We start from the raw sequence: 13,040 nt of genomic DNA, 5'->3' as shown, positions 1-13,040 counted from the left end.
GCCATGGGCGAGAAACCGAAGATCGCCATTCATTACTGCTGCCAGTGCCAATGGCTGCTGCGCGCGGCCTGGCTGGCGCAGGAACTGCTGTCGACGTTCGCCGATGACCTGGGGCAGGTGGCGCTGGTGCCGGGTAGCGGTGGGATCTTCCTGATCAGTTGCGATGGTGTACAGGTCTGGGAACGCAAGGCCGATGGCGGCTTCCCCGAGGCCAAGGTACTCAAGCAGCGTATCCGGGATCTGATCGCCCCGGAGCGGGCCCTGGGGCATATCGATCGCTGACGCGGGCTGTTTTACTCAATCCTTACATTTCGTTGACTAAATGTTTTGGCTGCACGCGCCTAGAATCTGCTGGCGCCGATTCAGGCGTTCTCATGGAGTATGTCATGCGCTCTTCATCGTTTCGCTCGATCGTCGCCGGGGTCCTGGTGATCCTTTGCGGGCTGCCGGTCCAGGCCGAGCCCCGTGGGCCAGGTGGACCGGGTGGCGGTCATTCAGGCCCGGGGCGGCCTGATTATCATGCGCCGGGACCACGGCATGGGCATGGCCTGCCAAGTGCGGCCAGGGAGATATGGATCGGTAGCACGCTGTACTTCCTGGCCGCCGGCACCTATTACCTGTGGAATGCGGACCGCAAGACCTATGTCGTCGCTTCTCCTCCTCCAGCGGCCAATGTGGAGCCCGCCAACTATCAGGTGATCGCCTACCCGGCCAGCGGGCAGAGTACCGAGCAACAGGCCAAGGACCGCTATGAGTGCCATAGCTGGGCGGTCAGCCAGAGTGGTTTCGACCCACTGAGCGTTGCGCAGTCACCTTCGGAAACGGCTGCGACGCTTTATCGCCGGGCACAGGTGGCCTGCCTGACCGGGCGGGGTTACAGCGTCAACTGAGCAGCGCCGCAAGCTGCAAGCGAAAATTTCATGATGGAGCAAGCTTGACCGCTTGCTTCAGGGCCGCTTGCTCAGGCGTACCGCCAGCACATCGCAAGGCGCCCCATGCAGGATATCGTCGGTGGTCGAGCCCAGCAGCAGCGCCAGGCCGTGGCGGCCATTGCTGCCGACGACGATCAGGTCGCAAGCCAGCTCGCCCGCCAGGCGGTGGACCTCCTGGCGGGGTTGCCCATAGAGCAGATGGCGGCGCGCTGCCGGCAGTTGCGGATATTGTGCGGCAAAGGCATCCAGCCTGGCGCGCGCCTGTTCGAACTGCTGTTCCTGCAATAGGGAAAGATCCATCGGGACATCGCCACCGAACGCCATGGCCATGGGCTCGATGATATGCACCAGCTCCAGTTCGGCATCGCCGGCCAGGGCCTGGGCACGTTGCACGACAGGCAGGCAATCCTCGGTCAGGTCGATAGCGACCAGGATATGTTTGTAGGTCATGGTGCTGCTCCTGAAATGGCTCCTGCCAGACTTTATACGACCTACGGGCTGTCTATTCCAGCATCAGTTTGTTGCGGGAGTTGCTGTATCATGCCGGCAATACCCGCTGATAGAGCGGTCCGGCGATATTCCTGGAAGCCCTATGCTGATCTTCGAGAACGACTATTACCTGGCCTGGAGCCTCTATGCCGTGGCAGCGCTGGGTTGCATGCTGGCCTGGTTCCGCATGACGCGCTGGATGTGGCGCTGGCTGCGCGAACCCCTGCGCCTGCTGATGGCCGTACTGCTGCTGACACCGACCATTGTCGAGCCGACCCAGGGCATCTATGCGCCTGCGGTTGCGATCACCGCGCTGGACCTGCTGTTCCATGTCGGCGACAACGCCTGGCGGGCGGTCTCCGACCTGGCCCTGTATGGCCTGATTGCCCTCGCTGCCTATCTGCTGCTGGTACTGCTGCGTTGGCCGATCGAGCGCAGCTTTCGGCAACGGGCAGGTCGACAACAGGCCGGCCAGCAACAGACGAGTGCGGATACTCGCCCGCAGGCGCGTGCCGAGCAACGACCGAGCGTCCGTGAAAGGCTCGAGCCGCGCTTGTGATATCGACTGGATGATGGCGGAGAATTCCGATGTGCGAGTTGCTGGGCATGAGTGCCAATGTACCGACGGATATCGTCTTCAGCTTTACCGGGCTGATGCAGCGCGGTGGCAAGACCGGGCCGCACAAGGACGGTTGGGGGATCGCCTTCTATGAGGGCAGGGGACTGCGGCTGTTCCAGGACCCGGTGGCCAGTTGCGATTCCGAAGTCGCGAAGATGATCCAGCGCTACCAGATCAAGAGCGAGGTGGTGATCGGGCATATCCGCCATGCCAATGTCGGCAAGGTCGGACTGGTCAATACCCACCCGTTCGTGCGCGAGCTGTGGGGGCAGCACTGGTGCTTCGCGCACAATGGCCAGATGGCCGGCTTCGCGCCGCCGAAGGGCTTCTATCGTCCGGTTGGCGATACCGACAGCGAGAGCGCATTCTGCGATCTGCTCAACCGCATACGCCAGGCCTTCCCCGAGCCGGTCGCGGCCGAGGCCCTGTTGCCGACGCTGATCGAGGCCTGCAATGAATATCGCCGCCAGGGGGTGTTCAATTGCCTGCTGAGCAATGGCCAGTGGCTGTTCAGCTTCTGTTCGAGCAAACTGGCACAGATTACCCGCCGGGCGCCATTCGGCCCGGCGCAACTCAAGGATGCCGATCTGACGGTGGATTTCCAGGCGGAAACCACGCCCAACGATGTGGTGACGGTGCTGGCCACCGAGCCCTTGACCCAGAATGAGCGATGGAGCCTGCACCAACCTGGGCAATGGAGCCTGTGGCGCCTTGGCGAGTGTGTGGCTTCGGGGAGAGTCGACTGATGTTGCGTAGCTACCTGCGTCTGGTTCTGTTCGGCCTTGGGCTGTTGATCGGTGTGCAATGGCCTGGTTTCATCGAGGCCTATGCATTGCGTGTGGATGCGCATCGGCAGGAGGCCGAACTCGGGTTGCAGGGCTTTCGTGATACGGCCGAAAAGTTTTTCCAAGGCGACCTGGAGAGGCTGATCGCACACTATCGCGGCAGCGATGATGCGGTGATCCGCAGCGATGCCCGTAGCCTGGAACATCTGGTACAGCGGGTAGAACTGCTGGAGCGGGAATGGCAGGCCATGAGCGGCCCCTGGTATGCCCGCGCCTGGCACGTCGCCTTCGCCGCCGACCCGCAGTTGAGGGCGGAAACCTATACCGGTTACCGCTACCAGGTGCTGCTGACTCCGGAAGCGATCGCCTGGGGCCTGGGGGCGGCGCTGCTGCTGGCCTGGCTGGCGGAACTGTTGCTGTTGTCCCTGCGCCGGATGCTCGTGGGGCGGCCACGGGTGTCGCGTTTTTCCTGAGCCGGCGCTCCATTGCCTTTCCTCATGCTGATGCTGGGCGGCTCACGGCTAGGGCAGCCATGCTCTTGTAGGCACCACCTTGCATCTTCGCCGTAGCGCTGTCTCATATCGAACAGGTGTGCGTTTCACCATAAGCCGCTGGCCGGGGGTGAATACCGAGGTGACCATGGAATTGCCAATCCAGCGCTCACTGAAGAAGGGCATATGTCTGGCCGGGAGCAGGGCTGGGCGCTCATACGATTGCCCCGTTTCGCCACCGCGCAACCCGTGCGTGGTGGCCGACCCCGAAGCTTGTGCGGGCAAATCCGCTCCGACAGTTATCTGGAGAGACAGTCCATGGCCTGTTCGAGCCCTTGCAGGGTCAGCGGGTACATACGGCCCTGCAGCAGTTCGCGAACCATTGCGGTCGAGTGCGAGTAGCCCCATGTGTCTTCCGTATAGGGATTGATCCAGATGAGCTTCCTGTATCTGTCGCTGAAGCGCCGCATCCAGATATGCCCGGCTTCTTCGTTCCAGTGCTCGACGCTGCCACCCGGCTGGGTGATTTCATAGGGCGCCATCGCCGCATCGCCGACGAAAATCACCCGGTAGTCCTCACCGTAGGTATGCAGCAGGTCGAAGGTCGATGTGCGTTCCGCCATGCGGCGCAGGCTGTCCTTCCACACCGACTCGTAGATGAAGTTGTGGAAGTAGAAATACTCCAGGTGCTTGAATTCGCTGCGGCAGGCCGAGAAAAGCTCTTCGCAGACGCGGATATGGGCATCCATCGAGCCCCCCACATCGAACAGCAACAGCAGCTTGACCGCATTGCGCCGTTGCGGGCGCATCTGGATATTCAGCAGCCCGCCGTCGCGCGCCGTCTCGCTGATGGTGCCGTCAAGGTCCAATTCGTCCTCGGCACCCTGGCGGGCGAATCTGCGCAGGCGGCGCAGGGCCATCTTGATCGTGCGTGTGCCGATTTCCAACTGGTCGTCCAGGTTGCGGTATTCCCGCTGCTGCCAGACCTTGACCGCCTTGCCCTGGCGCTCGCCAGCGCTGCCGACGCGAATGCCCTCGGGGTGGTAGCCGCCCGATCCGAACGGGCTGCTGCCTCCGGTGCCGATCCAGCGGTTGCCGCCGGCATGGCGCTCCCGCTGTTCTTCCAGGCGCTGGCGAAAGGCCTCGATCAGCTTGTCGAGGCCGCCCAGGGACTGGAGTTGCGCACGCTCCTGAGGGCTCAGGCTGCGCTCGAACGCCTTGCGCAGCCATTCCTCCGGGATCATCGCTTCGAGATGCCGGTCGAGATCCTGCAAGCCATCGAAGTAGGCGGTGAAGGCCTGGTCGAACTTGTCGAAATGGCGCTCGTCCTTGACCAGCAGGCTGCGGGCGAGGAAATAGAACGCCTCCATATCGGCGAACACCAGGCCCTGTTTCAGCGCCTCGATCAGGTCGAGCAGTTCGCGCAGGGAAACCGGTACCTTGGCCGCACGCAGTTCATTGAAAAGACCGAGCAGCATAATTATCTCCGCGCGCGTTCAGCGTTTCTCGCGCCGGCTCATGAAAGCCAGGCGCTCCAGCAACATCACGTCCTGCTCGTTCTTCACCAGGGCGCCGGCCAGGGGCGGGATGGCCTTGCTCGGGTCACGCTGGCGCAGCAGCTCCACGCCGATGCTGTCGGCCATCAGCAGCTTGATCCAGTCCACCAGCTCACTGGTTGAGGGCTTTTTCTTCAGGCCGGGCACCTTGCGGATATCGAAGAAGATATCCAGTGCTTCGCTGACCAGCGTGGCCGCGATGCCGGGATAGTGCACGTCGATGATCCGCTCCAGGGTCCTGCGGTCCGGAAAGGCGATGTAATGGAAAAAGCAGCGCCGCAGGAAGGCGTCCGGCAATTCCTTCTCATTGTTCGAGGTGATGATGATGATCGGTCGCTGGACGGCCCTGACGGTTTCCCCGGTCTCGTAGACGAAGAACTCCATACGGTCGAGTTCCTGCAGCAGGTCGTTGGGGAATTCGATATCGGCCTTGTCTATCTCGTCGATCAACAGGATCGCCCTTTGCGGCGCGGTGAAAGCCTCCCACAGCTTGCCTTGCCTGATGTAGTTGCGAACGTCGTTGACCCGTTCGGAGTTCAGTTGCGAGTCGCGCAGGCGGCCGACCGCATCGTATTCGTAGAGCCCCTGGTGCGCCTTGGTGGTGGATTTGATATGCCAGGTGATCAGCGGCGCGGAGAAGGCGGCGGCCAACTGTTCGGCGAGCAGGGTCTTGCCGGTCCCCGGCTCCCCCTTGACCAGCAGCGGGCGTTGCAGGGTGACGGCGGCATTGACTGCCAGCTTGAGATCGTCGGTGGCGACATAGGAGGCGGTGCCTTCGAATTTCATCGGTTCTACCTTCGGGCCGGAATCACGCCACCGACTATAACCTTTTGCCCATGCGAAAAGGGCAGGCCGCATGAACGCTCACCTCCGTTCCCGGGCAGGCATATGCCCGGCTCAGGGGGTGAGACAGTGCGAGCGTACTGGCAATAGAGTGCGGTGCAGAGCGTGAGCTCGGGCCCAGCGTCCCCGTGCACATGCCAGGTGGCAGGACGGGGCTCGCGACAACACGGACAACAGAACACCGGCAGCGGTGTACAGCCAATCGCACACTCGACTGCCAATCCGCCCGCAACGGGGCGGCGCACGACTACCCGGCTTCCACGACCATGGACCGGGACTTCATGCGATCGCCCCGATGGCCGCGAAGGCTTTGCGTGCGGCGCTGGCCGATCACTGAGCAAGCCCACCTCAGCGGGGATATCTCCGCTTGTGTGATAGCGATCAAAGGTGGCCCGGTCACGCTTGTGCTGGCCGGGCAGTCATTCGGCTTGCCGGTTGCCGATGCTCGGCATAGGCTCTGGGGCTTGTCTTTGCCTTATTCAGGAACTGCAAGCATGAGTCGAATTTTCTCCGACAACGCCAGCACCATCGGTAATACCCCGCTGGTGCTGATCAATCGCCTGGGGCCCAAGGGTGTCAGCATCCTGGCCAAGACCGAGGGGCGCAACCCGGCCTATTCGGTCAAATGCCGTATCGGCGCGGGCATGATCTGGGATGCGGAAGACAAGGGCCTGCTCAAGCCGGGCATGACCATCGTCGAGCCGACTTCAGGCAACACCGGCATCGGCCTGGCCTTCGTCGCCGCCTCGCGGGGTTACCAACTGATCCTGACCATGCCGGCGTCCATGAGCCTGGAGCGGCGCAAGGTACTCAAGGCGCTGGGTGCCGAACTGGTGCTGACAGAACCGGCCAAGGGTATGAAAGGCGCCATCGAGAAAGCCCATGAGATCGTGGCGGCCGACCCGGAGCGCTTCTTCCTGCCGCAGCAGTTCGAGAACCCGGCCAATCCTGCCATCCACGAAAAGACCACCGGGCCGGAAATCTGGAACGACACCGATGGCAATGTCGATGTGCTGGTCGCGGGAGTGGGTACGGGCGGTACCATCACCGGCGTCTCCCGCTACATCAAGCAGACCAGGGGCAAGCCGTTGCTGAGCGTGGCGGTCGAACCGGCCGGTTCCCCGGTGATCAGCCAGACCCTGGCCGGGGAGGAGGTCAAGCCCAGCCCACACAAGATCCAGGGCATCGGCGCGGGCTTCGTGCCGAAAAATCTCGACCTGTCGCTGGTCGATCGCGTAGAGCTCGTAGAGGATGAGGAAGCCAAGGCCGTTGCCCTGCGTTTGATGCGCGAGGAGGGCATCCTGGCCGGTATCTCCGGTGGCGCGGCAATGGCGGCGGCCATTCGCCTGGCCGAGCAGCCGGAGCTGCAGGGCAAGACCATCGTCGTCATATTGCCCGACTCCGGCGAGCGCTATCTGTCGACGATGCTGTTCGCCGACCTGTTCGAAGAGAAGGAACTGGTGCAGTAATCCACGGCGAAAAAGAGCGCTGGAGGGCTTGGAATTGAACGACAAGGCACGCGCCCGAGTGGCAGCGTGCCTTGCTTCCAGCTTCCCGACAGTGACCAGGCGGCCCTTTGCCCTGAAAGATGATGCCTCGCCGCATGGATGCCGGCTGCGTAACGCATGGGCGCGAATACTGATCGCCATGTCCGGAAAATGACAGGCCACGCCATGCTGGGCGAAAATTGCTCCAGGTGATTTTTGCGAAACCGCTGTCATCTTATCGGCGGATTGCCGGTAGGATGCCGATCTTTCCCATCCCGCTCAGGTGCCTGCACTCCATGGCGCGTCCGCAATGTTCCCGCTGCTGTCGTCCTGTCAGCCACTGCCTTTGTCCATTGATACCCGATCTTGCCAACCATACCCGGCTACTGATCCTGCAACATCGCAGCGAAGCCGGGCACGCGCTGAATACCGCCAGGCTCGCGGCCCTCGGACTGCGTAATGCACAGCTCTGGATCGGCGAACATTTCGATGGCCTGGAAGCACTGCTCGAGGCCGAGGCAGGTGGAGCGGCGCTGCTGTTCCCGGGTGAGCAGGACGCGCCGCGAGGAAACAGCGCGCCGATCAAGCCGCGGTTGCTGGTGGTACCGGATGGCAGTTGGCGCAAGGCGCGCAAGATCCTGCACCTGCATCCATGCCTGGGGAAACTTCCACGCCTGTGCCTGTCGTCCGGGCAGATCAGCCGTTATCGCCTTCGCAAGGCGCCGATGGCCGGCGCGTTGTCGACCATCGAGGCCGTGACCCTGGCGTTGAACATGCTGGAGGCGCCGGCGCGTTTCGATGACCTGCTACGCCCCTTCGAGGCACTGATAGAAGGGCAGATAGCGGCGATGGGGGAGGAAACATTCCTGCGTAATCACGGCGACCAGCCCTGAACGGGGCTGGCCGGTTATCCGGGGCGGATGTCAGGCGGGGAAGAGTTCGCTCAGCTTGAGGGCCAGCATCATATCCCCCTCGGTGCGCAGCTTGCCGCCCATGAAGGCCTGCATGCCGTCGGTTTCACCGCTGATGATGCCCTGGATGGTTTCGCTGTCCATGATCAGGGTCACGTTGGCATCGTCGGATTCGCCTTCCCTGAATTCGCAGGTTCCATCCTTGACCACCAGGTAATAGTTACTGGCGTCGGTGATAGTGAACTGAAAGACCAGGTCGAGGCCGGCGGCGGCACTGGCATTGAACTTGGCTTGCATACCCTGGATGGTTTCGTCGACGGAGCTCATGGTCGGTTCCTTCTTATAGGCTGTGGGGCTTGCGGGCTGGTCCATCGGCATGATGGAGCCGGATGCCGCCAGGCTGCACGGTCGCGGCGCGAAAGCGCAGCGCTGCACGGTTTCGGCGAGGGTATGGGGAAGGCTCTGGAGTGTCAACGGAAATTCATACGTTTGTTTGAAATGCCTTTTTCTGGCTCGAAATGAGGGGCATCGGTATGCTGGGAAGCCAATGCATGAGCTCGCCTAGGAGGGTGTGTGGAATTTCTTGCTGACTATGCTGGTTTTCTGGCCAGGACGCTGACGGTGGTAGTGGCCATCATCGCCATTCTGATAGCCCTGGTTGCGATGCGCAGAGCGAGGGGCGGCCAGCAGCGCGAGGGTGAACTGGAGGTCCGCAGACTCAACGATTTCTATAAGGGTTTGCGCCAACGCCTGGAGCAGTCGGTGCTGGAAAAGGACGCGCTCAAGGCGCTGCGTAAGCAGGAAGCCAAGGCCGAGAAGGCCTTGCGCAAGGAGGAGGCGTCCGCAACGCGGGTCTTCGTGCTCGATTTCGACGGCGATATCAAGGCTTCGGCGCTGGACAACCTGCGCCATGAGGTAACCGCGATCCTGACCCTGGCGCGGCCTGTGGACGAGGTGGTGGTGCGTCTGGAAAGCGCTGGCGGCATGGTGCATGCGTACGGCCTGGCGGCTTCGCAACTGGTGCGTATCCGCAGCGCCGGTGTGCCGCTGACCATCTGCGTGGACAAGGTGGCTGCCAGTGGCGGCTACATGATGGCCTGCATCGGCGAGAAGATATTGGCGGCTCCCTTCGCCATTCTGGGCTCCATCGGCGTGGTGGCACAGTTGCCGAACCTTCATCGCCTGCTGCAAAAGCATGATGTCGACTTCGAAGTGCTCACGGCGGGCGAATACAAGCGCACACTGACGGTATTCGGCGAGAACACCGAGAAGGGCCGGGAGAAGTTCCAGGAGGACCTGGAAACCACCCACGAACTGTTCAAGGGCTTCGTGGCGCAATATCGCCAGCAGCTCTCGATCGACGAGGTGGCCACGGGCGAGGTGTGGCTGGGCAGCCATGCCCTGGCCCTGAAACTGGTCGATGAAATCAGCACCAGCGATGAATATCTGGCGGCTCGCGCTGCTGATGCACAGCTCTTCCATGTGCATTATGCGCAACGCAAGAGCCTGCCGCAGCGTTTCGGCCTGGCGGCGGCGACAGCCTGCGAGCAGACACTGGCGCGGGGCTGGAGCCGTCTGAACGAACAACGATTCTGGCAATAAGGAGAAGAAGATGACCCACTTCAAGGCATTGCAGGTGCATGAACAGCAAGGCTCTTTCGTTTCCAGTGTGGTCGAGCGCCGCGTCGATGAACTGCCGGCAGGTGAGGTACTGATCCGTGTCCACTATTCCTCACTGAACTACAAGGATGCCCTGTCGGCCAGTGGCAACCGGGGCGTCACCCGTGAATACCCGCATACCCCCGGTATCGACGCATCCGGTGTGGTCGCCGAGTCGTCGGTGAGCGAGTTCGCCGTGGGCGATGAGGTCATCGTCACCGGCTATGACCTGGGCATGAACACGTCGGGTGGCTATGGCCAGTACATTCGCGTACCGGCCGCCTGGGTGATCAAGCGTCCGGCCGGGCTTACCCTGCGCGAAGCCATGTTGCTGGGGACCGCCGGCCTGACTGCAGCGCTGTGCGTGGACAAGCTCGAGCGTGCCGGGCTGGAGGCCGACCAGGGGCCGGTGCTGGTGACCGGCGCCACGGGGGGCGTCGGCAGCATTGCCATCGCACTGCTTTCCAGCCTTGGCTACGAGGTGGCGGCAGTTACCGGCAAGGCGGATCAGGAGGCGTTTTTGCGCGCGCTCGGGGCGAGCCATATCGTCGAGCGTTCGGTGTTGCAGGCCGGCGTGGAGAAGGCACTGCTGAAGGAACAGTGGGCCGGCGCGGTGGATACCGTGGGCGGCGACATTCTCTTCAACGTGGTCAAGTCGCTACGCCGCGGCGCCAGTGTCGCCTGCTGCGGCCTCACCGCGGGCGTCAACTTCCAGGCCAGCGTGCTGCCATTCATACTGCGCGGGGTGAACCTGCTGGGCGTTGACTCGGTGGAGATTCCGCTGGTGGCGAAGGCTTCCATGTGGGACAAGCTGTCGCTGCAATGGAAGATTCCGCACCTGGATGAACTGGTCCACGAGGTAAGCCTGCAGGAGCTGCCGAAGGCCATAGAAACCACGCTGGCCGGCAAACAGGTAGGGCGCGTGCTGGTGCGACTGCAGGATGCCTGATTGAACCGGGCATCGCTGCGAGGAGGCCATCGCCGTGGGGCGGCCTTGGCCGCGACAGCCCTGTTCATCAGAGCTTCGCGGCCTGCGGGAAATCAGCCGCGGCGACGGAACAGCGGCAGCGGGTCATCCACTGCCGCCTGATAGGTCACGGAGAAGTCGTCCAGGCCCAGCAGGGCGTCATGCGGATCGCGATCGGCGCGTACGGCGAATGCATCGAAGCCGCAGCGGCGCATCAGGAACAACTGATCGCGCAGCACATCGCCGATGGCGCGGATCTCACCCTTGTAGCCATAGCGCTCGCGCAGCAGGCGCGCGCTGGAATAATGGCGGCCATCGGTGAATGCCGTGAAGTTGAGGGCGACGACCTGGAAATCGGCCAGGTGCTCGATGATATCCTCGATGATCTCTTCCGCATCCAGCCAGACACCCTGGCCGCCATCGCGCGCCTTGAGCGCCGAGGCGTGCTCCTTCCACAGGGCCAGCGGTACAATCAGATTACCGCTGTTGGGCAACGCATCCAGCGCCGTATCGGCTCCAACCAGGCTCCAGTCATCGTCGATGACGCGGTTGCCCTTAATGATTTGCTGCATAGACGCGCTCCTTGAAGGGGGCGATACCGATTCGCCGGAATGTGTCGATAAAGCGTTCATCCTCGGTACGCTGTTCCACATAGACGTTGATGATCTTTTCGATCACGTCGGGCATCGCATCCTGGGCGAAGGATGGGCCGAGGATCTGTCCCAGGCTGGCATTGCGCCCGGCGCTGCCACCCAGGGAAACCTGATAGAACTCGGCACCCTTCTTGTCCACGCCGAGAATGCCGATATGGCCGATGTGGTGGTGGCCACAGGCGTTCATGCAGCCAGAGATGTTCAGGTCGAGATCGCCGATATCGAACAGATAGTCGAGGTCGTCGAAGCGGCGCTGGATGGACTCGGCGATCGGGATCGACTTGGCGTTGGCCAACGAGCAGAAATCGCCGCCAGGGCAGCAGATGATATCGGTCAGCAGCCCGATATTGGGCGTCGCGACGCCCAGTTCGCGCAGTTCGTGCCAGAGTTCGAACAGGCGCTCCTGCTCGACGTCGGCGAGGATCATGTTCTGCTCGTGGGAGTTGCGCACCTCGCCGAAGCTGTAGCGATCGGCCAGGTCGGCGATGGTGTGCAATTGTTTGTCGGTGACATCGCCAGGCGCGACCGCGGTGCTCTTCAGCGACAGGGTGACTGCGGCATAGCCGGGCTTCTTGTGGGCCACCACGTTGCGCTGGCGCCAGCGGGCAAAGCCGGGGTGCTCGGCGTCGAGGCGGGCGAGCAAGTCGTCCTGGTCCTCCAGTTGCCGGTATTGCGGATCGACGAAGTACTGGCTGACGCGCTGGACTTCCTCGTCGGTCAGGGTGTTCGGGCCATCCTTGAGGTGCTGCCACTCGGCCTCGACGCGTTCGGCGAAGACCTCGGGGGTCAATGCCTTGACCAGGATCTTGATGCGCGCCTTGAACTTGTTGTCACGGCGGCCGTAGCGGTTGTATACGCGCAGCACGGCATCGAGATAGGTCAGCAGGTGCCGCCAGGGCAGGAAGGGTCTGATCAGGCTGCCGACGATCGGGGTACGCCCGAGGCCGCCGCCCACGGTCACGCGGAAGCCCAGCTCGCCGGCCTCTTCGACGCACTCGAGGCCGATGTCATGCACCTCGGTGGCGGCACGATCGCTGACCGCACCATTCACGGCGATCTTGAACTTGCGCGGCAGGAAGGCGAACTCCGGGTGGAAGGTCGACCACTGGCGGATGATCTCGCACCAGGGGCGTGGGTCGATCAGTTCATCCTTGGCGACACCGGCGAACTGGTCGGTGGTGGTGTTGCGGATGCAATTGCCGCTGGTCTGGATCGCGTGCATCTGCACGGTCGCCAGCTCGGCCAGTATCTCCGGCACGTCCTCGAGTTCCGGCCAGTTGTACTGCACGTTGGTGCGGGTACTGATATGGGCGTAGCCCTTGTCGTACTTGCGGGCGATATCCGCCAGCTTGCGCACCTGGGTCGATGACAGCAGGCCATAGGGCACCGCGACGCGCAGCATGGGAGCGAAACGCTGGATATAGAGGCCGTTCTGCAGGCGCAGAGGGCGGAATTCCTCGCCACCCAGCTCGCCCGCGAGGAAACGGCGCGTCTGGTCGCGGAACTGGCGTACGCGATCCTCGATGATATGTTGGTCGTACTGGTCGTAAACGTACATGAGACGTCCTGTTATTCAGGCTGATTGCAGCTTTTTACCGCGCACACGGTCGCGCGGATGCGCAAGATAACAGCAATCCTCTTATCCGCA

Annotated in this window: 15 protein-coding genes; 9 read left to right on the top strand and 6 right to left on the bottom strand. The window is 62.6% G+C overall.

What is annotated here, in order from left to right; translation table 11 throughout:
* Nucleotides 1–3: 3 nt before the first annotated feature.
* Entirely contained in the window at nt 4–282 is a 279-nt protein-coding gene (locus DNJ95_RS07695; protein ID WP_131184138.1) for an Rdx family protein, read from the top strand.
* Between the two features lie 104 nt (nt 283–386).
* Entirely contained in the window at nt 387–890 is a 504-nt protein-coding gene (locus DNJ95_RS07690) for a hypothetical protein (RefSeq protein ID WP_131184137.1), read from the top strand.
* Nucleotides 891–947: 57 nt separating this feature from the next.
* Here the strand turns inward: DNJ95_RS07690 and DNJ95_RS07685 are convergent, their stop codons facing one another.
* Complete coding sequence (locus DNJ95_RS07685) at nt 948–1,382, bottom strand: universal stress protein (protein ID WP_131184136.1); 435 nt, start codon at nt 1,380–1,382, stop codon at nt 948–950.
* 142 nt (nt 1,383–1,524) lie between these two features.
* On the opposite strand from DNJ95_RS07685, the gene DNJ95_RS07680 reads away from it, so the two are divergent.
* From DNJ95_RS07680 to DNJ95_RS07670, 3 genes are read left to right on the top strand one after another with little or no spacing between them, the layout of a single operon-like run.
* Complete coding sequence (locus DNJ95_RS07680; RefSeq protein WP_131184135.1) at nt 1,525–1,980, top strand: MFS transporter; 456 nt, start codon at nt 1,525–1,527, stop codon at nt 1,978–1,980.
* Between the two features lie 29 nt (nt 1,981–2,009).
* Nucleotides 2,010–2,786 (top strand): class II glutamine amidotransferase, encoded by a 777-nt coding sequence (locus DNJ95_RS07675; protein ID WP_131184134.1) that lies wholly within the window; start codon nt 2,010–2,012, stop codon nt 2,784–2,786.
* Nucleotides 2,786–3,298, top strand: a complete 513-nt coding sequence (locus DNJ95_RS07670) for a DUF2937 family protein (RefSeq protein ID WP_131184133.1) — start codon at nt 2,786–2,788, stop codon at nt 3,296–3,298. Before DNJ95_RS07675 ends, DNJ95_RS07670 begins: the two co-directional genes overlap by 1 nt.
* 317 nt (nt 3,299–3,615) lie before the next feature.
* On the opposite strand, the gene DNJ95_RS07665 is transcribed toward DNJ95_RS07670, so the two are convergent.
* Together DNJ95_RS07665 and DNJ95_RS07660 are read right to left on the bottom strand one after the other, a co-directional pair.
* Nucleotides 3,616–4,794 (bottom strand): vWA domain-containing protein, encoded by a 1,179-nt coding sequence (locus DNJ95_RS07665; protein ID WP_131184132.1) that lies wholly within the window; start codon nt 4,792–4,794, stop codon nt 3,616–3,618.
* Between the two features lie 18 nt (nt 4,795–4,812).
* Nucleotides 4,813–5,658 (bottom strand): AAA family ATPase, encoded by an 846-nt coding sequence (locus DNJ95_RS07660; RefSeq protein ID WP_131184131.1) that lies wholly within the window; start codon nt 5,656–5,658, stop codon nt 4,813–4,815.
* Between the two features lie 551 nt (nt 5,659–6,209).
* Here DNJ95_RS07660 and cysK point away from each other — a divergent pair.
* Nucleotides 6,210–7,184: a cysteine synthase A gene (cysK, locus tag DNJ95_RS07655; protein WP_131184130.1), complete on the top strand. Its 975-nt coding sequence runs from the start codon at nt 6,210–6,212 to the stop codon at nt 7,182–7,184.
* A gap of 314 nt (nt 7,185–7,498) precedes the next feature.
* Nucleotides 7,499–8,095: a tRNA-uridine aminocarboxypropyltransferase gene (locus DNJ95_RS07650; protein WP_131184129.1), complete on the top strand. Its 597-nt coding sequence runs from the start codon at nt 7,499–7,501 to the stop codon at nt 8,093–8,095.
* Between the two features lie 30 nt (nt 8,096–8,125).
* Here the strand turns inward: DNJ95_RS07650 and DNJ95_RS07645 are convergent, their stop codons facing one another.
* Nucleotides 8,126–8,440 (bottom strand): SCP2 sterol-binding domain-containing protein, encoded by a 315-nt coding sequence (locus DNJ95_RS07645; protein ID WP_131184128.1) that lies wholly within the window; start codon nt 8,438–8,440, stop codon nt 8,126–8,128.
* 246 nt (nt 8,441–8,686) lie between these two features.
* Between DNJ95_RS07645 and sohB the strand changes: the two genes are divergently transcribed.
* Both sohB and DNJ95_RS07635 read left to right on the top strand, forming a co-directional pair.
* Entirely contained in the window at nt 8,687–9,715 is a 1,029-nt protein-coding gene (gene sohB / locus DNJ95_RS07640) for a protease SohB (RefSeq protein ID WP_131184127.1), read from the top strand.
* Nucleotides 9,716–9,725: 10 nt separating this feature from the next.
* Nucleotides 9,726–10,721: a YhdH/YhfP family quinone oxidoreductase gene (locus DNJ95_RS07635; protein ID WP_131184126.1), complete on the top strand. Its 996-nt coding sequence runs from the start codon at nt 9,726–9,728 to the stop codon at nt 10,719–10,721.
* 92 nt (nt 10,722–10,813) lie between these two features.
* Here the strand turns inward: DNJ95_RS07635 and DNJ95_RS07630 are convergent, their stop codons facing one another.
* Both DNJ95_RS07630 and DNJ95_RS07625 read right to left on the bottom strand, forming a co-directional pair.
* Entirely contained in the window at nt 10,814–11,311 is a 498-nt protein-coding gene (locus DNJ95_RS07630; RefSeq protein WP_131184125.1) for a DUF934 domain-containing protein, read from the bottom strand.
* Entirely contained in the window at nt 11,295–12,950 is a 1,656-nt protein-coding gene (locus DNJ95_RS07625; RefSeq protein WP_131184124.1) for a nitrite/sulfite reductase, read from the bottom strand. The genes DNJ95_RS07630 and DNJ95_RS07625 overlap by 17 nt, the downstream gene beginning before the upstream one ends.
* Between the last annotated feature and the right edge of the window lie 90 nt (nt 12,951–13,040).

Source organism: Stutzerimonas kirkiae, assembly GCF_004327335.1.
GTDB lineage: Bacteria > Pseudomonadota > Gammaproteobacteria > Pseudomonadales > Pseudomonadaceae > Stutzerimonas > Stutzerimonas kirkiae.
Note: the sequence above shows the minus strand (reverse complement) of the source record. Positions and strands in the feature narration are given on the sequence as shown.